The following is a 20,314-nucleotide window of genomic DNA, read 5'->3' as shown; positions in this document are numbered from 1 at the left end:
CGTCGATAATGCTAACAAGGATAAGTTCCCAGCTGGCACTACAGTTACAGTAGGCGATGACGGTACAGCTACAGTAACTTACCCAGATGGTTCAAAGGATACTATTCCAGGATCCTTGTTAGCATTATCGACGTTGTTCTTAACTTGATTCTTTTCATCATCAGTTAAGTGACTTGGATCCTTAACAGTTACCTTGTCGCCTGGAACAGTTGGTGTGATCTTACCAGCATCAGTTGTGTCGCCCTTTTGGCCTTGAACTAATTGGTCACCTGGAATAGTATCCTTTGAACCATCTGGGTAAGTTACTGTAGCTGTACCGTCATCGCCTACTGTAACTGTAGTGCCAGCTGGGAACTTATCCTTGTTAGCATTATCGACGTTGTTCTTAACTTGATTCTTTTCATCATCAGTTAAGTGACTTGGATCCTTAACAGTTACCTTGTCGCCTGGAACAGTTGGTGTGATCTTACCAGCATCAGTTGTATCGCCCTTTTGGCCTTGAACTAATTGGTCACCTGGGATGGTGTCCTTGGAACCATCTTTGTAGTTAATCGTTGCTGTACCATCATCACCTACTGTAACTGTAGTGCCATCTGGGAAGTTACCCTTATTAGCGTCTTCCACATTCTTCTTAACTTGATCTTTTTCAGTTTCAGTTAAGTTGGTGGTATCTGCTACTGGTACCTTGGTTGCTGGCCTTTAATCATAAAGGCATCACCCTCAATAGTTAAATTTTTAGGCATATGGCGAGGAGTAGCTTGGTGTTCTTTTGCTTGAGTTTGTTTAGCTACCTGATTTCCTAACTCATGCACGGCGTGCATTATTTAATCATAAAGGCATCACCCTCAATAGTTAAATTTTTAGGCATATGGCGAGGAGTAGCTTGGTGTTCTTTTGCTTGAGTTTGTTTAGCTACCTGATTTCCTAACTCATGCACGGCGTGCATTACCGAATCGGCAGTAATTCCGCTGTCAAATACAAGGTTTAAAATGTCGGCAGTATTGCGCATTGTAGTTGTTTGGGCAATCTTAGCCATCATCATTAAGTAGTGTGGCGATAAACGACGACGTGGTTTAATTTTTAATTGTTGGTCTAAGTAAAATTCATGTTTCTTTGTCCCAGCCTGATAATACCGTCGTTGAAAAGTCACCGGGCCAAAGATAAAGTTAAGCGTCCGTGGCTGTTTATTGATTACTTGATAGTTCGCTGGAGCTTGGGACTTTAAGCTTCGATCTAAGCTTTCCAAAAAGTTTTGCATGATTACTTGTCCTAACTCCAATACCCCTTTTAAAATAATCTGTTCAGCTTCAAATAAACTGCCTGATTTCACCAAATTCTGCTCGATTTCTGTTAAAATATCCATTGTTCAGCTTCAAATAAACTGCCTGATTTCACCAAATTCTGCTCGATTTCTGTTAAAATATCCATGAGGAAAGACCTGCCTTTGCTTAGTATTCGACACACTAAAGGCTACTGGTCTTTTCTTTTTTCCATAAAGGTCTTTAATGGTGTCACCACAACATTCCATTAGAAAGAAGGACCTTTATGGGCACCACTATTTTATCATTTGAAGACCGTGTTGTCATCGAAACTCTTCGTTATGAAAACCGCTCCCTTATCTCGTCCCTGAAGCCGTTTAACGATGATAAGACGACTCTTACGCTCGACAAACGTAGCTATTGCTTGACCTTTACGCTTTCCAGATAAAACTGTATCTGCTTCAAAGTGACCTGAGGTATGACGGTCAATAACTTCAGTGGGACGATCTTCAATGGAACGTCCATGGCTAAAAGTCCCACGGGTTTCTTTGGCTCGTCGGCGGCGAATTCCATGGTCAGGTAAATCAGCCACGCCAATATCCAATACTCCTTGATCAATCCAGTTGTAGATGGTCTTGTAGGCGATTCTAACTACATGAGCCACTTGTTCAATCGACCATTTTTGGATCTTAATCTTTTCTTCAATTAATCGCTTGAGGTTAGTCGTTAAGATGGTTTTACGCCCACGATGACTAAGTTTAGCTTCATAATCAACTTGAGCTTTAACTGCGTGATATTCACCAGTCAAACGATGAACCTCATTAAAGATCGTGGTTTTACTGAAGCCAAGGTGATCAGCGATGTATTTAAGGGAGCGGTTTTCATAACGAAGAGTTTCGATGACAACACGGTCTTCAAATGATAAAATAGTGGTGCCCATGTCATACCTCAGGTCACTTTGAAGCAGATACAGTTTTATCTGGAAAGCGTAAAGGTCAAGCAATAGCTACGTTTGTCGAGCGTAAGAGTCGTCTTATCATCGTTAAACGGCTTCAGGGACGAGATAGTCAATTATCTCCTACTCGATTTAAACGATAGTAATAGTCAACAATATGATTAGAATTAGCGTGTTGTTGGCGGATCATATTACCTACAGTAAAATATAAGAGCTTACGGGCAATCGGGTTTCCACGCTTATTAATATGATCTTGACCTAAATAGGTTCCAGATTGGTAACGACGAATATCAATTCCAACAAAGGCATTAAGCTGATTAGCATTGTCAAAGCGACTAATGTCGCCCAATTCTCCCATTAACTGAGCCGCAGTCTGTTTCCCAATTCCCGGAAAAGAGCAGTATAGGATATACTCTGGCAAGCGCTGGGCAATAGATTCCATCCGCTTGATAACCTCTTCCTTTTTACGGGTTAAGGCAATTAATTGGCGAGCATAGTAGCGAACTTCATCAACCTGAATGGCATCACCAGAAACAGCCGGATATGATTTTTGGGCGAGATCGATTAATCGATCGGCATACTTATAAGCTTTCATCTTAGATATTCGTTTATCTGTAGATGCCATTAGAATATTCTTTAATTTAACTCTTGAATATGTCCAAGACGCTCCAGTCAATTCAATGTGATTAAGTTGTCGAACCGCCGTATACGGAACCGTACGTACGGTGGTGTGAGAGGTCGATAATTGAACTAATCAATTATCTCCTACTCGATTTAAACGATAGTAATAGTCAACAATATGATTAGAATTAGCGTGTTGTTGGCGGATCATATTACCTACAGTAAAATATAAGAGCTTACGGGCAATCGGGTTTCCACGCTTATTAATATGATCTTGACCTAAATAGGTTCCAGATTGGTAACGACGAATATCAATTCCAACAAAGGCATTAAGCTGATTAGCATTGTCAAAGCGACTAATGTCGCCCAATTCTCCCATTAACTGAGCCGCAGTCTGTTTCCCAATTCCCGGAAAAGAGCAGTATAGGATATACTCTGGCAAGCGCTGGGCAATAGATTCCATCCGCTTGATAACCTCTTCCTTTTTACGGGTTAAGGCAATTAATTGGCGAGCATAGTAGCGAACTTCATCAACCTGAATGGCATCACCAGAAACAGCCGGATATGATTTTTGGGCGAGATCGATTAATCGATCGGCATACTTATAAGCTTTCATCTTAGATATTCGTTTATCTGTAGATGCCATTAGAATATTCTTTAATTTAACTCTCTATATAGTAGAGAAGCACGGTTAAAACCAGCTGAATTATATTGTGTGAATTTGATTCAAGAAACTTATAAATGTAATGAGTGTATTAATTCTAATGGTAGCGATGTACTTGTCAGTAGTAAGATGCCTTATTTTTCTAACTTAATTTTACAAACCGCGTATAATCGATCACTATATCCGCCATAGCCATCACACATAATAACTCCACTATATTGCTGACCAAGAATCTGTCCAACAGTTTTGCCAGCTCGGGTATTATAGTAATGAAACATGGTAATTTGATGTTTACTGAATTCTTTCGTTGATCGCGTTACCCAAAAATAGCCATTTCCATTAGATTCAGCAATTACTTTAAATGGTGTTTCATCCATATGAATTACCGGTTCTTTTTTGACTAATCTTTGTAAATAATCGTACAGTGGTTCAAGGTAAGTTTGACTAACCTTAATGATGTTCGCCGCCAATAATCGGGCATCAACTTGTAAGCCGATGGCTTGCCAAAGCTTAATTTGACGATGAAACGGTAATGCAAGATTAAACTTCAATTCTGCTACTTTTGCTAAAATAGTACTCGAAAAGTAACTATGGGGTAAAAGACTCTGTGGCATCTTACTACTGACAAGTACATCGCTACCATTAGAATTAATACACTCATTACATTTATAAGTTTCTTGAATCAAATTCACACAATATAATTCAGCTGGTTTTAACCGTGCTTCTCTACTATAATTATACGCGGTTTGTAAAATTAAGTTAGAAAAATAAAAAGCCATTTGTGGTAGACTTTTGAATACCCATACATCAAAAGAAAGGACACCACAAATGACCTACCATCATCTTACCATAGACGAACTAACGATTTAGTGGGTTAGTGCCTTAAAAAGTTGTCCCATTGGTCTACTTGTGGCCGTGTTAATCGGAATTATTCCTTGTACTGCTCCAATTGACGGCTTTGTCGGTGCCTTTCTTAGAAACTCTCCAGTTCGAATATGCATTTCCTGTAATAGGCTGGTTTGAGCCACTCGAGGAAGAACTGTTAATTGTTCTAGGATTGTATTTAAACTAGCTTGCAGTTCACCATTCATTCGGGCTTCAATTAAACCAATCATGACTTTAGCCCCCTGCTTAGTCCATGACTTGCCCTGTTTCTTCATCCGGTAAGTAAAAGCCCGGTGAGAACTTTCGACTGAACCAATTAAATGAATATCCTTAAATCCACGCATTTGTGGTGAGAGGATATACCGCCAATTTCGCTGTAGATACTTTCTTAAACGCATTAGGTCGTCTGCTTGTTTTTCCGTTAGGTTTTGTGATTCATAAGTATCTAAAATTATTGTTAGCTCTGCTTGATCATGATGACGAACGGCTTTAATTGCTCGCATGGCTAATTCGTTGTGCCGGCCTAAAGTATGTTCAATTTTCTGTAAACAATGATAGCGGTCGAGAAAGTATTCACCATGTGCACCTTGAGGAACTAGACTTAATAGCTTAGCTGGTTCGTAACCTGGGCCAGCGTCACTGGCCAAAAAGATCGTTTGACCGGCAAGCTTATAATGGCGGTCTAAATAATCACTTAGTCGTGCATAGGTAGCCTTTAAATATACAGTTTTAGTGGGTTAGTGCCTTAAAAAGTTGTCCCATTGGTCTACTTGTGGCCGTGTTAATCGGAATTATTCCTTGTACTGCTCCAATTGACGGCTTTGTCGGTGCCTTTCTTAGAAACTCTCCAGTTCGAATATGCATTTCCTGTAATAGGCTGGTTTGAGCCACTCGAGGAAGAACTGTTAATTGTTCTAGGATTGTATTTAAACTAGCTTGCAGTTCACCATTCATTCGGGCTTCAATTAAACCAATCATGACTTTAGCCCCCTGCTTAGTCCATGACTTGCCCTGTTTCTTCATCCGGTAAGTAAAAGCCCGGTGAGAACTTTCGACTGAACCAATTAAATGAATATCCTTAAATCCACGCATTTGTGGTGAGAGGATATACCGCCAATTTCGCTGTAGATACTTTCTTAAACGCATTAGGTCGTCTGCTTGTTTTTCCGTTAGGTTTTGTGATTCATAAGTATCTAAAATTATTGTTAGCTCTGCTTGATCATGATGACGAACGGCTTTAATTGCTCGCATGGCTAATTCGTTGTGCCGGCCTAAAGTATGTTCAATTTTCTGTAAACAATGATAGCGGTCGAGAAAGTATTCACCATGTGCACCTTGAGGAACTAGACTTAATAGCTTAGCTGGTTCGTAACCTGGGCCAGCGTCACTGGCCAAAAAGATCGTTTGACCGGCAAGCTTATAATGGCGGTCTAAATAATCACTTAGTCGTGCTTAAGAATGCTCATCTTACTAAAGAAGAACGTGTGATGATTGCGACTTTAAAGTCGCAAGGACTTTCCAATCGCGCAATTGGTCGCCAATTAGGAGTTAATCATCAAACAATTAATAACGAGCTCAACCATGATCGTGAACTTGTGTTAACTCACTAAATTCTGAACCGTTGTCAGAGGTTATTGTCTTAAAGATGCGATAGTAAGCATCTGTGCCCATTTTCTGGCGTAAATTTATAAAGAACTGATTTACTGCATGCGCAGTTTTACCAGCAATTTTACTCGTGATATTAACTCGTGAAAGGCGATCAGTCATTACTAGTACAACACTGTCATTACCGTTTTTCTGTCCCTGAACTGTATCTAGTTCCCAATGGCCAATTTCGGACCGTTGGTCCGCAGTTTGAGGTCGTTGAGCAATATTAGGCCCTAAGCACCTTTTAGCTTGCGGATGAGTTCGATGATGCTTACGTTTAGGTTTTTCAAAGAGGTCTAAATTGGACGTACGAAGCACACCCTCATTAATCCATTGATATAAAGTTACAACCGACTTTGGGATCAGGGTGCCATCATTCATTAAATCTCGAGCCTTATAAATAACCGCTTGTGGGGAGTAATGGTGGTCGTCAAACTCACCAAGCATTAGCTGATCAGCTAATCGTAAAAATTGCTTTGAAGAATAATATAAGCGACGACGACCAGAATGGCGGTGATGTTCAAGATATGTGGCCTGACCAGCTTCATAACTATAGATGTAGTAAGAATATTCGTAAATCTTACCATTAGATTTTTGACGACGAAGTTGGCGGACCGTACCACGGTTGAGCTCGTTATTAATTGTTTGATGATTAACTCCTAATTGGCGACCAATTGCGCGATTGGAAAGTCCTTGCGACTTTAAAGTCGCAATCATCACACGTTCTTCTTTAGTAAGATGAGCATTCTTGCTTATATTATTCTTCAAAGCAATTTTTACGATTAGCTGATCAGCTAATGCTTGGTGAGTTTGACGACCACCATTACTCCCCACAAGCGGTTATTTATAAGGCTCGAGATTTAATGAATGATGGCACCCTGATCCCAAAGTCGGTTGTAACTTTATATCAATGGATTAATGAGGGTGTGCTTCGTACGTCCAATTTAGACCTCTTTGAAAAACCTAAACGTAAGCATCATCGAACTCATCCGCAAGCTAAAAGGTGCTTAGGGCCTAATATTGCTCAACGACCTCAAACTGCGGACCAACGGTCCGAAATTGGCCATTGGGAACTAGATACAGTTCAGGGACAGAAAAACGGTAATGACAGTGTTGTACTAGTAATGACTGATCGCCTTTCACGAGTTAATATCACGAGTAAAATTGCTGGTAAAACTGCGCATGCAGTAAATCAGTTCTTTATAAATTTACGCCAGAAAATGGGCACAGATGCTTACTATCGCATCTTTAAGACAATAACCTCTGACAACGGTTCAGAATTTAGTGAGTTAACACAAGTTCACGATCATTCGTTAGTTCGTCTATGGTAAGATGATGGTAGGTCATTTGTGGTGTCCTTTCTTTTGATGTATGGGTATTCAAAAGTCTACCACAAATGGCTTTTTATTTTTCTAACTTAATTTTACAAACCGCGATTTAGACCTCCCAATAGATCATTTTCAATTTCATGGAGAAGATCTTGTTTATTTTGGTAATAGTTGTAGAAAGTTTTTTACTAATTTCAGCGCTATTTACAATATCATTAGTAGTACATTCTGATAATTTTTTAGTATCTAAAACAGTAATAAATCCTTCCTTAATTCCATTTAACATCGCGGTTTGTAAAATTAAGTTAGAAAAATAAAAAGCCATCTAGTTTAAATATGATTTATAAATTTGAATCAATTCAACTGGTGATTTTGTTTGAATCAAGCCTGCAATTGACTTAATTTCATTAATGCTTAAAGAGTCTGGTGCGGCACCCCAAAGCATTAACAAATTAACAATTGTATTGATATAGAGGGTTTTAATAAATGAGAATGGCAATGACGATTTTACATTAGCTTCTTTAATATTTATATCCCCAAACAAATATGGAACTCGCGCATCAAATTCATTATTTGCTACTTCAATAATCATTTGATAAAACTGCATATCTCCATTTGAGGAAAGCAAATTTGACAACGCATGCTTATTTTCATTACAAAAAGCCAACGTATGATTAAATGCCACTTCTGCTAATTCCTTAATTTCGTCTGCACTTGGTAAATGCTTGACATCTTTTAGCTCCTCCCGATCAATTACGAGAGCTTCTTTTAGACCTCCCAATTTTTATGTGCGCCCGGCATGGGTATTAGCTAGGCGGTGAGAGTCCGCTATGGGCCGTAGTAGTCGGAACCATGAGCTGAGGACAAGGGTGTCCACTGCGAGGTGGAATCTGAAGGAAGTCTAAGGCAAAGTCATGGCTTTTGTTTGAAAGATGGCTTTGGCTATCACTCTGGGATGGACCTGCGGTGCATTAGCTAGTTGGTAAGGTAACGGCTTACCAAGGCGATGATGCATAGCCGAGTTGAGAGACTGATCGGCCAAAGGAGGTGATCCAGCCGCAGGTTCTCCTACGGCTACCTTGTTACGACTTCACCCCAGTCATCTGTCCCGCCTTAGGCGGCTCCCTCCATAAAGGTTAGGCCACCGACTTTGGGCGTTACAAACTCCCATGGTGTGACGGGCGGTGTGTACAAGGCCCGGGAACGTATTCACCGCGGCATGCTGATCCGCGATTACTAGCGATTCCGACTTCGTGTAGGCGAGTTGCAGCCTACAGTCCGAACTGAGAACGGCTTTAAGAGATTAGCTTACTCTCGCGAGCTTGCGACTCGTTGTACCGTCCATTGTAGCACGTGTGTAGCCCAGGTCATAAGGGGCATGATGATCTGACGTCGTCCCCACCTTCCTCCGGTTTGTCACCGGCAGTCTCACTAGAGTGCCCAACTTAATGCTGGCAACTAGTAACAAGGGTTGCGCTCGTTGCGGGACTTAACCCAACATCTCACGACACGAGCTGACGACGACCATGCACCACCTGTCATTGCGTCCCCGAAGGGAACGCCTTATCTCTAAGGTTAGCGCAAGATGTCAAGACCTGGTAAGGTTCTTCGCGTAGCTTCGAATTAAACCACATGCTCCACCGCTTGTGCGGGCCCCCGTCAATTCCTTTGAGTTTCAACCTTGCGGTCGTACTCCCCAGGCGGAGTGCTTAATGCGTTAGCTCCGGCACTGAAGGGCGGAAACCCTCCAACACCTAGCACTCATCGTTTACGGCATGGACTACCAGGGTATCTAATCCTGTTCGCTACCCATGCTTTCGAGCCTCAGCGTCAGTTGCAGACCAGACAGCCGCCTTCGCCACTGGTGTTCTTCCATATATCTACGCATTCCACCGCTACACATGGAGTTCCACTGTCCTCTTCTGCACTCAAGTCGCCCGGTTTCCGATGCACTTCTTCGGTTAAGCCGAAGGCTTTCACATCAGACCTAAGCAACCGCCTGCGCTCGCTTTACGCCCAATAAATCCGGATAACGCTTGCCACCTACGTATTACCGCGGCTGCTGGCACGTAGTTAGCCGTGACTTTCTGGTTGGATACCGTCACTGCATGAACAGTTACTCTCACGCACGTTCTTCTCCAACAACAGAGCTTTACGAGCCGAAACCCTTCTTCACTCACGCGGTGTTGCTCCATCAGGCTTGCGCCCATTGTGGAAGATTCCCTACTGCTGCCTCCCGTAGGAGTATGGACCGTGTCTCAGTTCCATTGTGGCCGATCAGTCTCTCAACTCGGCTATGCATCATCGCCTTGGTAAGCCGTTACCTTACCAACTAGCTAATGCACCGCAGGTCCATCCCAGAGTGATAGCCAAAGCCATCTTTCAAACAAAAGCCATGCGACTTTTGTTGTTATGCGGTATTAGCATCTGTTTCCAAATGTTATCCCCCGCTCCGGGGCAGGTTACCTACGTGTTACTCACCCGTCCGCCACTCACTGGTGATCCATCGTCAATCCGGTGCAAGCACCATCAATCAGTTGGGCCAGTGCGTACGACTTGCATGTATTAGGCACACCGCCGGCGTTCATCCTGAGCCAGGATCAAACTCTCATAAACCTTTATGGAGGGAGCCGCCTAAGGCGGGACAGATGACTGGGGTGAAGTCGTAACAAGGTAGCCGTAGGAGAACCTGCGGCTGGATCACCTCCTTTCTAAGGAATAAAACGGAACCTACACATCGAATTGGAGCAGTACAAGGAATAATTCCGATTAACACGGCCACAAGTAGACCAATGGGACAACTTTTTAAGGCACTAACCCACTAAAACTGTATATTTAAAGGCTACCTATGAAAACTTGACAGATACTTATAATTCTTCGGCTTGTTTATACAGCTTCGAGATTACTTTTGGCGGTAAATTACTATTTTCAAGGAAGTTAAGCAACTCATCACGGTTAATGCTTTCCACTTGAATTCCACTAACAATCTCACTTGACAGTTTAGGTTCTTCTAAATTAATTTCCATTTCAGACACTAATTTGGCAATATCCTTGGTCCTTAACAATTCATAATTAGACCATCCCCGGTTCCATGGACGCCGGATATTTGTAGCAATTAATGCTAAGATTTTAATCAATGGTTCATTAGCTTTGTCCTGTTTAACACTCAGGCCATGCTCCTCGTTTAAGAATGCAACAACCTTATTGATTGCATCATTTACACTTGATAATTTAAGCCCATAATCACTCATTTTCAATTGATAAAGTGATAGGAAAGCCGCGCCTTTAAGATCGTCTCCAGATAATCCATATTGGTTTGCAAGCAGCTCTTCTAATTCTTGTTGATAGTTGCTGATGTTTGCAAATGGATTAAAGTTGCTATCGATTAAGACTTCTTTTTCTGGAATATAGTATATCATTCAAATAAATAATACTGACCAATTGATTATTGGTTGATGGAGCTGTGATATCTCTTGGTAGAAGGCCTTACGATAGATATCCATTGACGAATATCCATTAAACATAGCTCGTGGATAGTGATTCATCCAATCATTAGTCGCTATGATCTGAGCACTACTATAGTTATTTATAGCTTCACCTTTGGTAATCTCTTTGCGGAGAAACCGGTTATTGATCTCATTGGATCCACGTTCCCAAGGGGAATACGGATCAGCATAGAAAATATGATCGTGAACTTGTGTTAACTCACTAAATTCTGAACCGTTGTCAGAGGTTATTGTCTTAAAGATGCGATAGTAAGCATCTGTGCCCATTTTCTGGCGTAAATTTATAAAGAACTGATTTACTGCATTTTCTTCTTCCTAAATTTCAAGAATAAGTTAGCCACTGGACTCAAATAAATAATACTGACCAATTGATTATTGGTTGATGGAGCTGTGATATCTCTTGGTAGAAGGCCTTACGATAGATATCCATTGACGAATATCCATTAAACATAGCTCGTGGATAGTGATTCATCCAATCATTAGTCGCTATGATCTGAGCACTACTATAGTTATTTATAGCTTCACCTTTGGTAATCTCTTTGCGGAGAAACCGGTTATTGATCTCATTGGATCCACGTTCCCAAGGGGAATACGGATCAGCATAGAAAATATGATCGTGAACTTGTGTTAACTCACTAAATTCTGAACCGTTGTCAGAGGTTATTGTCTTAAAGATGCGATAGTAAGCATCTGTGCCCATTTTCTGGCGTAAATTTATAAAGAACTGATTTACTGCACTGAAACTTGAAAGCCTAGAATCACGGCTAACCACCGCGACTCTAGGCTTTCTCGCGTAAAAAATAGAAAACGCAAGAACTCTCACGTTATACTTAAGTAACCCAAAAAATAAGTAGAAGAGAGTCTTTAGACAGCCACTCTAAGTACCCTTTGGATGTTTTGCGGTAAGTAGCCGATGAATTGGTCGATGGTGTGGTCGAGAAAATCAGTTGCTTGGGTTTGGAGGGACTTTAACAGGTAGACCAATGCCTCGATAAATTTGATTTCAGGGAGGGCCGCATTCATTAGGTAGAAAAGGTCTCCTAAGGTGCGGTCGTCTTTGGCTTGGCGTTCCTGCCAGGCTAGAAACAGGTAGGTTAAGGCAGTGACGGTAATCTGAGCTACTTGACCGTCATAGCTTTGGATTTGGGACGCATTTAAGCGGAGGTACTGTTTGGTGGCCTTAAAGTAGGTTTCGATGGACCACCGGCGGCTATACAGTTGAATGATCTCTTGAGGAGTTAGTTGGGTGCTAGTAGAAGCCAGGACTAGGTACTGGTTCTTAAAGCCCTTTTTGGCCACGAAGACCAGTTTTACCGGGAAACGATGCCCTTGGTAGTCGGCTTCCACAATACAGCTGTATTGATAGGCCTTCATTTGAGGACGCCGCGAATTGAGAAGGCGCAGATAAAGCGCCTTGACGCTATAGGCCCGACCACGATAGCGGTAATAAACCTTAGAGCTCCGCTTAAGCATGGCGACACTATCGAGGCCTAGCTGTTTTAAGCGCCAAAACATTTGCGGCGAACTGTACCAGCTATCAAAGAGCACGTATTTCGCCACCACCCCAAGGTTGCGGGCTTGGCGAATTAATTCGATGACCACCTCGTTCATTTTCCGTTGGGCTTGCGCCCGCCGTTGACCGGCAATTGTCCGTTGATCAACTACCCGAGCTGAAGTCCCAACCAGATTCTGCTTATTTCGCGTTGACATTAGGGCGAAGTTAACGGGCAAAAAGGTATTCCCATCACTCCAGCCAATCGTCAGGTTCCGATAGCCGGTCAAATACTGGTGGTGGTCATGATCATATGTCCGCGCTAGTAACTCCGTTTTGAGCGAATACGGGCGGGCAATTAAGGTATCATCGACGATCAGCGCTAACCGTCTCCGTTGGTCAATTAACGGTCGCAAGATGCCGATCAACTTCACCGCCACTAAGCATAGTAGTTTTTGCCAGTTGATTCGCCCATCATTGAGGACATTGCGGGCGGTGCGGGGACTAAAATTGGGACTGGCTTGCGCCCGGTAAAGCGAACGTCGACTAAAGCGGGCCTCGAATAACCAAGAGATGATCATGGTAAAAGAAATCGCAGAGTGGCGTTTAAAGTTGACCTGCTTACTGAGCTGACCTAGACCAATCAGGTGGAGAAAGGAAGAAATTAGGCTTTTAGTATCGTTTTCTGCTTGAATTTGGGTTATACTTTTCATCAATTCATCGGCTACTTACCGCAAAACATCCAAAGGGTACTTAGAGTGGCTGTCTAAAACTAATTTAAGGCCAACAAAACCAGAGCTGGCGTGGGCTCTGGTTCTTTAAGGTGCTTTCAAGTTTCAGAGTCAATAAACTAGTAGACATGGTATCATTTAAGTGCGTCATTTGACGGACATCCTTTCATATAGGTTTGGTTCACTTAATATGATACCTGATGTCACGCCGAATGGCGTTTTTTATTTACCACCAATTAGGTAGCTAACTTCATTCTATAATCCACCTTATTGAGCGGACAATTCAAGCACCCGCTGCCTTAAGGCCGCAACGGATGCATAAACCTGCGCCGGCTGGGAGCTGGCATCCAACACCGCCACCGCTAAATTCGGGTAATCTTGGTAATAGATACTTTCTAAGCAACGCGCCAAGTCATGCTCATCATCCACCAACACCAAAACGGTCAGTTGCGGTACTTGCTTTGCCAGTTGGTATTCAGTTCGCATCGCTTGGCGATACTGCCGATATAATCGCATCGCTGGTAATATCGCCGCTGGGTAGCTTGTCGTTTCCTTCCAGGGCTTTTTTTCACTTAAAAAGTGTAAAATCGTCACTTTGGCCAGTTCCCGGTGCTCTGCCGGATCTCTGCTTTCCAATAGTTGGGTCACATAATTATTTTCAATTGGTAAGTACTGTACGGCATCCTTAAAGTAGAGGTTGTATGCATCTTGATCCCCCAAGATAAAAAACTTGGTGGACTCAAGGATAAATTGGTAGAAGTAGCCCGTTACCCCATACTTGCGTAGGAGGGCTAAATCCATTCAACAAGACCCCTGAATTAAAGTAATTGTTCGCGTCCGGGCCAAATCACTGTGCCACAGGGTCGTTAAATCGCCCAGCACCAGGGTATCATAATCAAGGTACAAGACCCGGTCAACTTCTGGCAAGAGGTTAGGCAGCAATCAATAATCCCCAGGGGGGCGTAATTTACCTGGTTCATGGCCCATTGGCGGCACCGGCCAAGCAAGCATTGATAGCTTTAAGCCACCGGTTGGTCCATTTTTGGGTGGAACTCCTGCCACTTTCACTTAAATTTGGAAGGTTCCATCTACTAACGTTACTAAGTTTGCCACCCCCATATCCGCTTGCTTAGCAGTCAGTTCCGTCAAGCAAGTCGCCAAAGCGTCCTCCTTCAAGTAAAAATTGTTGGCCGAAAGAAAGGTGATATAATCACCCGTTGCCCACTGGTTTGCCAATTTAACCACTGTTTTAAATGGTACCGTTGCTGGTTGAACCAACTTAAAAGTTACTGCATCAAACTCGGCCGTCGCTTTAGGTGTAATCAGCATGATTTCTGGGGCTGGCTGCGTTTGATTCGAAAGACTGGCCGGTGGATTATAGAATGAAGTTAGCCACCTAATTGGTGGTAAATGCAAAAACGCCATCGGTGGATTATAGAATGAAGTTAGCCACCTAATTGGTGGTAAATGCAAAAACGCCATTCGGCGTGACATCAGGTATCATATTAAGTGAATCAAACCTATATGAAAGGATGTCCGTCAAATGACGCACTCTAAATACCTATATTCTTATTTGACTGGTTTCCGCCGTCCTGGAAGGCCGAACCTTCTGTGCTGTAAACTACCCAGTTGTTATTCGCAGCACCATTAATTACTACCTTGGAAACTGTATCTGGGATAGTAATCACATTGTTGGCGATTCTATTGTAGTCACCCCTCATAATAAGAATTCCCAGGAATTCTTATTATGAGGGGTGACTACAATAGAATCGCCAACAATGTGATTACTATCCCAGATACAGTTTCCAAGGTAGTAATTAATGGTGCTGCGAATAACAACTGGGTAGTTTACAGCACAGAAGGTTCGGCCTTCCAGGACGGCGGAAACCAGTCAAATAAGAATATAGGTATTTAGTGCTGTAAACTACCCAGTTGTTATTCGCAGCACCATTAATTACTACCTTGGAAACTGTATCTGGGATAGTAATCACATTGTTGGCGATTCTATTGTAGTCACCCCTCATAATAAGAATTCCTGTTGTGTCATGAGGAGTTCCATTGGCAAGAAGGTTGTTATTGGAAATCACATTATTGAACGCTTCGATATGAATAACACCCCACTTGTTATCTTTTCCGTCAGGGTTATCATGCCATGCTTCTAATGCGATCACGTTTCCAGAAATAACATTCCCATTTCCAAATGCTCCATCTGAATTGGGTAAAAATTCAATCATGCCGTTATAATATGCAGAGATTGTATTACCTGTAATTACCCCATGAACAGGATTAAGAATACGAATGGCCGCTGCTCCATCTGGATAAATATTATTACCAGAAATATTAAATCTGTCTGGATTTTCCATATAAATTGTAGTTCCTTTTGGCTGTGCACCTAGAGAATTATTCTTTATTTCCGCTTGCTGACTTGCGCCAGTCAAAAGTATACTTGATTGAGTTTCCGCAATCCATGAATTAGTAATTCTAGGAGCGTCTGCCGCGTATAATCTAACTCCAATTCCTACGTTATTAATAGTCATATTATCAATAACGATTCTATCTGAATTAGATACTCCGTCAATACCAACTCCACCATTAGTATCTCCTCGTAGGTCAAAACCACTAAATGTAATTCCAGACAATCGCTTATCATTATGGGTATTTTCTAATTTAAAAGCGGTAATAGGATTTTGAACCGTTACTTTTGCTCCTCCACCACCCGTCTGTGTTGAACCATCAGCTGGATCTATCCCACTTCGTAGTCCGTTATTAAATCCCATAATATGAACATAAGAACGGTCTACATTGACAGTAGATTTAAGGAAGTAATTTCCATTAGGAATAAATACAGTTCCACCTACCGAAGGTAGAGATTGAATGGCTTTATTAAAAGCAGGAGCGTTATCAAAATTAACATTTTCTGGTTGCGCACCAAAATCTAAAATATTAACAAACATAGTACTCATTTTTTTGGTTAAAGTACTAATGTCTTTTTTTATACCTGAAATATCTGGAACTTGACCGGGATCCCCTTTTTCACCTCTAGGAATACTAAAATCGACTCTATACGCATTATATTCATCATTAATTTTTACAATATCTACTTTCGCACTTTCGTTTGGGGGTAGTGTTGTGGTTAGCCCTGTGGCGAATACTGGAATTGGTCCCTTTTCGCCTTTAAGTGATTTCACCCATTCGGCTTCCGTTCCAATAAAGCCTTGTTTGACAGCTATTTCATACGCTGATTTTCCAGGTTGCCCTTTTAAAATTTTATATGAGGAATCAAAATCTACGCTTCCTACACTACTATTGGGGTTCGATTCATTTGGATGTTTCTTTTTCCACTCAGCATAAGTTATGCCTATTCCCCTTTTTCCATCAAACTTATATGGAGGATAAGTAGTATCGTCAGGAGCAATCAGAATTTCGTTTGCCCTTAATAGATAGCTGTCATCAGCCTGAAATGATGAAATGTAAATATTCTGTTCGTTTAACTGATAAACAGTTTTCGTCATACAACAGGAATTCTTATTATGAGGGGTGACTACAATAGAATCGCCAACAATGTGATTACTATCCCAGATACAGTTTCCAAGGTAGTAATTAATGGTGCTGCGAATAACAACTGGGTAGTTTACAGCAGAGACTGGGAATTAACTATTAATTCTTGGTTCTCTAACAGTAAAATCCGGACTATGATTTTTGATCGATTCAAAAATCGTAGTCCGGATTTTAAATTATTTATAAAATTAGTCGCCAATCGACTAATTGATTGACCAAATTTCGTTAGATTTAATGCCATCAAGACTAGCCCAATGTCATTTTCCACAGCCCGTTGTCCGCGTAGATGAGTTCGGCGTATGCCAAAATCCCTCTTCATGTGACCAAAGACTGGCTCAACGTCGAACTTTCGTCGACGATAAATTGCCTTGCCTTCGTCACTTGAGAGGGTTGCTTTTACTTTAGCCTTGTAATAATTCCACGTTGGGTTAACCTGCATATAGCGTTGCCGACCACTTGGTGTTTTTGCCAACTCATCCAATTGTTCTGACAGTTGGTGCTTATCCGCTCGATAGAGTTTGAAATCACGTTCGAAACCATATTTATCGGTTCGCCTACTATACCGATAAAAGCTAAAGCGAACTCCTAAATGATCGATGTAGTAATCATCTTCGGCATTATACTGCCAATTTTGTGATTTAGTTGGATCGTTTTTAAATTTATGTTTCTGTTCCTTTTGATAAGTTGTGTATGGAATAACAGGCTGCTTTTCAAACTGATCAAGAATCATTGTGTAATTGTACTCACTACCATAACCGGCATCGGCAACGATATGCTTAAAGAAATCTAAAGCATGAAACTGGGTAAGGAATGGCACTAAGGTCCTGGTGTCAGTTGGATTTGAAAAGAGCCCGTAATCAAGGACAAATTGCTTATGTGTAGCGATTTGCAGGTTATAGCCGGGCTTTAACTCCCGATTCATCATCGGATCTTCCTTCATACACATAAAAGTCGCATCATGATCAGTCTTGGAATAGCTATTACGACCTTGGAAGATATCTTCGGCACGTTCATACTTTTTGGCACGCGGAATTAGGTCGTTGCTTAATTGATGGCGAGACTGGGAATTAACTATTAATTCTTGGTTCTCTAACAGTAAAATCCGGACTATGATTTTTGATCGATTCAAAAATCGTAGTCCGGATTTTAAATTATTTATAAAATTAGTCGCCAATCGACTAATTGATTGACCAAATTTCGTTAGATTTAATGCCATCAAGACTAGCCCAATGTCATTTTCCACAGCCCGTTGTCCGCGTAGATGAGTTCGGCGTATGCCAAAATCCCTCTTCATGTGACCAAAGACTGGCTCAACGTCGAACTTTCGTCGACGATAAATTGCCTTGCCTTCGTCACTTGAGAGGGTTGCTTTTACTTTAGCCTTGTAATAATTCCACGTTGGGTTAACCTGCATATAGCGTTGCCGACCACTTGGTGTTTTTGCCAACTCATCCAATTGTTCTGACAGTTGGTGCTTATCCGCTCGATAGAGTTTGAAATCACGTTCGAAACCATATTTATCGGTTCGCCTACTATACCGATAAAAGCTAAAGCGAACTCCTAAATGATCGATGTAGTAATCATCTTCGGCATTATACTGCCAATTTTGTGATTTAGTTGGATCGTTTTTAAATTTATGTTTCTGTTCCTTTTGATAAGTTGTGTATGGAATAACAGGCTGCTTTTCAAACTGATCAAGAATCATTGTGTAATTGTACTCACTACCATAACCGGCATCGGCAACGATATGCTTAAAGAAATCTAAAGCATGAAACTGGGTAAGGAATGGCACTAAGGTCCTGGTGTCAGTTGGATTTGAAAAGAGCCCGTAATCAAGGACAAATTGCTTATGTGTAGCGATTTGCAGGTTATAGCCGGGCTTTAACTCCCGATTCATCATCGGATCTTCCTTCATACACATAAAAGTCGCATCATGATCAGTCTTGGAATAGCTATTACGACCTTGGAAGATATCTTCGGCACGTTCATACTTTTTGGCACGCGGAATTAGGTCGTTGCTTAATTGATGGCGAAGTTTTTTTAGAAAACGACGGCGCCGTTTTCTAACTGAACCACCTTTGATGATTTTTGGTTCTTGCTTAATCTCTTCATCCAACTTAGTGATTTTCTCCGCAAGTTCTTGTTCCATTACTTCCATGCCTTCGGCAGAAGTAACCAGCTCGGGTGCCATTTCTTGCACCACTTGTTTTTCTACTAGTTCCTCATAAAGCTTACTCGTCTTTTCTCTTAACTTAGCGTGATACTTTTCAACCGCCCGCCGCCAAGTAAATGAATATTTATTAGCATCGGCTTCCACCTTGGTCCCATCGATAAAAACTGCATCATTTTGAATTAGTCCGTGATCTTTCAAAGCCATGGTAAAGTAAACAAAGGCATGTTTAATTAGCTTACTAGCGTGCTGACTGCGTCGAAAGTTATTGATGGTATGGTAGCTATAAGTATAATCATGGGCTAACCAACGCATTGGCAGGTTCTCATCCAACATCATTTCAATCTTTCTTCCAGAATAAGTTTGACGTGAGTAGGCAAACAAGAGAATCTTAAGCATAATTGCTGGATGTGATGAAGGGCGGCCAGTAGCCGCTCCCGAATCTTCTAATAGCACATCTTGTGGAATCGAGTCGACAAAATCACTAATTAATCGTGCAACATGATTCTGTGGTAAATCATAGTTATAGTTTAGTACGAATTCGGTTTGCCCTATGGTATAATTTTGATACATGGCGCCGTTTTCTAACTGAACCACCTTTGATGATTTTTGGTTCTTGCTTAATCTCTTCATCCAACTTAGTGATTTTCTCCGCAAGTTCTTGTTCCATTACTTCCATGCCTTCGGCAGAAGTAACCAGCTCGGGTGCCATTTCTTGCACCACTTGTTTTTCTACTAGTTCCTCATAAAGCTTACTCGTCTTTTCTCTTAACTTAGCGTGATACTTTTCAACCGCCCGCCGCCAAGTAAATGAATATTTATTAGCATCGGCTTCCACCTTGGTCCCATCGATAAAAACTGCATCATTTTGAATTAGTCCGTGATCTTTCAAAGCCATGGTAAAGTAAACAAAGGCATGTTTAATTAGCTTACTAGCGTGCTGACTGCGTCGAAAGTTATTGATGGTATGGTAGCTATAAGTATAATCATGGGCTAACCAACGCATTGGCAGGTTCTCATCCAACATCATTTCAATCTTTCTTCCAGAATAAGTTTGACGTGAGTAGGCAAACAAGAGAATCTTAAGCATAATTGCTGGATGTGATGAAGGGCGGCCAGTAGCCGCTCCCGAATCTTCTAATAGCACATCTTGTGGAATCGAGTCGACAAAATCACTAATTAATCGTGCAACATGATTCTGTGGTAAATCATAGTTATAGTTTAGTACGAATTCGGTTTGCCCTATGGTATAATTTTGATACATGAAAATCGCTCCCTTTGGTTGTTTTTAGGGGTAATTACATCATATCAGGAACGATTTCCTGTGTACATAAAAACCGGATGATGAATTGTTCAAAAAATTCATCATCCGGTTTTTATTTGGACTAGGAGTTTTTTCCCAGCCTCAAGAGGCTGGGAATTAACTATTATTTTCTAGCTTCTAACTAAGAAAATGCGAACTATGATTTTTGATTTAATCAAAAATTGTAGTTCGCAT

12 protein-coding genes, 1 rRNA gene and 13 pseudogenes are annotated in these 20,314 nt (G+C 41.5%); 4 read left to right on the top strand and 22 right to left on the bottom strand.

Annotated elements, in window-relative coordinates; genetic code table 11:
- Positions 1-10: 10 nt before the first annotated feature.
- Positions 11-148: pseudogene (locus tag HHK02_RS13195) on the top strand (hypothetical protein); the annotation flags it as partial.
- Here HHK02_RS13195 and HHK02_RS13190 read toward each other — a convergent pair.
- From HHK02_RS13190 to HHK02_RS12040, 4 genes and pseudogenes are all read right to left on the bottom strand, one after another.
- Positions 112-696, bottom strand: a pseudogene (locus HHK02_RS13190) (LEA family epithelial adhesin); the annotation flags it as partial. The pseudogenes HHK02_RS13195 and HHK02_RS13190 overlap by 37 nt on opposite strands.
- Entirely contained in the window at positions 675-821 is a 147-nt protein-coding gene (locus HHK02_RS12050) for a hypothetical protein (RefSeq protein ID WP_181462493.1), read from the bottom strand. The pseudogene HHK02_RS13190 and the gene HHK02_RS12050, both read right to left, overlap by 22 nt.
- 2 nt (positions 822-823) lie before the next feature.
- Positions 824-1,363: pseudogene (locus HHK02_RS12045) on the bottom strand (UPF0236 family transposase-like protein); the annotation flags it as partial.
- A 254-nt stretch (positions 1,364-1,617) separates the two neighbouring features.
- Positions 1,618-2,199, bottom strand: a pseudogene (locus tag HHK02_RS12040) (IS30 family transposase); the annotation flags it as partial.
- A gap of 8 nt (positions 2,200-2,207) precedes the next feature.
- On the opposite strand from HHK02_RS12040, the pseudogene HHK02_RS12035 reads away from it, so the two are divergent.
- Positions 2,208-2,330: pseudogene (locus HHK02_RS12035) on the top strand (IS30 family transposase); the annotation flags it as partial.
- On the opposite strand, the gene HHK02_RS12760 reads toward HHK02_RS12035, so the two are convergent.
- The 5 genes and pseudogenes from HHK02_RS12760 to HHK02_RS12010 all read right to left on the bottom strand — a co-directional run.
- Complete coding sequence (locus tag HHK02_RS12760) at positions 2,327-2,656, bottom strand: IS110 family transposase (RefSeq protein WP_269204230.1); 330 nt, start codon at positions 2,654-2,656, stop codon at positions 2,327-2,329. The pseudogene HHK02_RS12035 and the gene HHK02_RS12760 sit on opposite strands and share 4 nt — an antisense overlap.
- Before the next feature lie 312 nt (positions 2,657-2,968).
- Positions 2,969-3,481: a transposase gene (locus HHK02_RS12025; protein ID WP_181462492.1), complete on the bottom strand. Its 513-nt coding sequence runs from the start codon at positions 3,479-3,481 to the stop codon at positions 2,969-2,971.
- Between the two features lie 170 nt (positions 3,482-3,651).
- Positions 3,652-4,233: pseudogene (locus HHK02_RS12020) on the bottom strand (IS66 family transposase); the annotation flags it as partial.
- A gap of 132 nt (positions 4,234-4,365) precedes the next feature.
- Positions 4,366-5,088, bottom strand: a pseudogene (locus HHK02_RS12015) (ISLre2-like element ISLre2 family transposase); the annotation flags it as partial.
- Between the two features lie 25 nt (positions 5,089-5,113).
- Positions 5,114-5,836, bottom strand: a pseudogene (locus HHK02_RS12010) (ISLre2-like element ISLre2 family transposase); the annotation flags it as partial.
- Here HHK02_RS12010 and HHK02_RS12005 point away from each other — a divergent pair.
- Positions 5,833-5,964, top strand: a pseudogene (locus HHK02_RS12005) (helix-turn-helix domain-containing protein); the annotation flags it as partial. The pseudogenes HHK02_RS12010 and HHK02_RS12005 overlap by 4 nt on opposite strands.
- A gap of 1 nt (position 5,965) precedes the next feature.
- Here the strand turns inward: HHK02_RS12005 and HHK02_RS12000 are convergent.
- A pseudogene (locus HHK02_RS12000) lies at positions 5,966-6,814 on the bottom strand (IS30 family transposase); the annotation flags it as partial.
- Here HHK02_RS12000 and HHK02_RS11995 point away from each other — a divergent pair.
- A pseudogene (locus tag HHK02_RS11995) lies at positions 6,784-7,341 on the top strand (IS30 family transposase); the annotation flags it as partial. The pseudogenes HHK02_RS12000 and HHK02_RS11995 overlap by 31 nt on opposite strands.
- Positions 7,342-7,468: 127 nt before the next feature.
- Here HHK02_RS11995 and HHK02_RS11990 read toward each other — a convergent pair.
- From HHK02_RS11990 to HHK02_RS11925, 12 genes and pseudogenes are all read right to left on the bottom strand, one after another.
- A complete protein-coding gene (locus HHK02_RS11990) occupies positions 7,469-7,684 on the bottom strand; it encodes a hypothetical protein (RefSeq protein WP_181462920.1) in 216 nt (71 codons plus the stop codon).
- Positions 7,685-8,140 carry a TetR-like C-terminal domain-containing protein gene (locus HHK02_RS11985; protein WP_003670293.1) on the bottom strand — a complete coding sequence of 152 codons (456 nt, stop codon included), beginning with the start codon at positions 8,138-8,140 and terminating at the stop codon, positions 7,685-7,687.
- A 259-nt stretch (positions 8,141-8,399) separates the two neighbouring features.
- Positions 8,400-9,975, bottom strand: a 16S ribosomal RNA gene (locus HHK02_RS11980).
- Between the two features lie 251 nt (positions 9,976-10,226).
- Entirely contained in the window at positions 10,227-10,778 is a 552-nt protein-coding gene (locus HHK02_RS11975) for a hypothetical protein (RefSeq protein WP_231124868.1), read from the bottom strand.
- Positions 10,779-11,171 (bottom strand): annotated as a pseudogene (locus tag HHK02_RS11970) (IS30 family transposase); the annotation flags it as partial.
- Positions 11,172-11,211: 40 nt separating this feature from the next.
- Complete coding sequence (locus HHK02_RS11965; protein WP_269204219.1) at positions 11,212-11,688, bottom strand: IS30 family transposase; 477 nt, start codon at positions 11,686-11,688, stop codon at positions 11,212-11,214.
- 41 nt (positions 11,689-11,729) lie between these two features.
- Complete coding sequence (locus tag HHK02_RS11960) at positions 11,730-13,070, bottom strand: IS4 family transposase (protein WP_181462491.1); 1,341 nt, start codon at positions 13,068-13,070, stop codon at positions 11,730-11,732.
- A 285-nt stretch (positions 13,071-13,355) separates the two neighbouring features.
- A pseudogene (locus HHK02_RS11955) lies at positions 13,356-14,015 on the bottom strand (glycosyltransferase).
- Positions 14,016-14,156: 141 nt separating this feature from the next.
- Positions 14,157-14,570, bottom strand: coding sequence for a hypothetical protein (locus HHK02_RS11945; RefSeq protein WP_181462489.1), 414 nt, complete (start codon positions 14,568-14,570; stop codon positions 14,157-14,159).
- Positions 14,571-14,905: 335 nt separating this feature from the next.
- Complete coding sequence (locus HHK02_RS11940) at positions 14,906-16,600, bottom strand: right-handed parallel beta-helix repeat-containing protein (RefSeq protein ID WP_181462488.1); 1,695 nt, start codon at positions 16,598-16,600, stop codon at positions 14,906-14,908.
- 119 nt (positions 16,601-16,719) lie between these two features.
- Positions 16,720-19,389 carry an IS1182 family transposase gene (locus HHK02_RS12755; protein ID WP_231124865.1) on the bottom strand — a complete coding sequence of 890 codons (2,670 nt, stop codon included), beginning with the start codon at positions 19,387-19,389 and terminating at the stop codon, positions 16,720-16,722.
- The gene (locus HHK02_RS11925; RefSeq protein ID WP_181462487.1) at positions 19,340-20,080 is read right to left on the bottom strand and encodes a transposase; all 741 of its coding nucleotides are present in this window, start codon (positions 20,078-20,080) and stop codon (positions 19,340-19,342) included. Before HHK02_RS11925 ends, HHK02_RS12755 begins: the two co-directional genes overlap by 50 nt.
- Between the last annotated feature and the right edge of the window lie 234 nt (positions 20,081-20,314).

Source organism: Limosilactobacillus reuteri, from assembly GCF_013694365.1.
In the GTDB taxonomy this organism is placed as follows: domain Bacteria; phylum Bacillota; class Bacilli; order Lactobacillales; family Lactobacillaceae; genus Limosilactobacillus; species Limosilactobacillus reuteri_E.
Note: the sequence above shows the minus strand (reverse complement) of the source record. Positions and strands in the feature narration are given on the sequence as shown.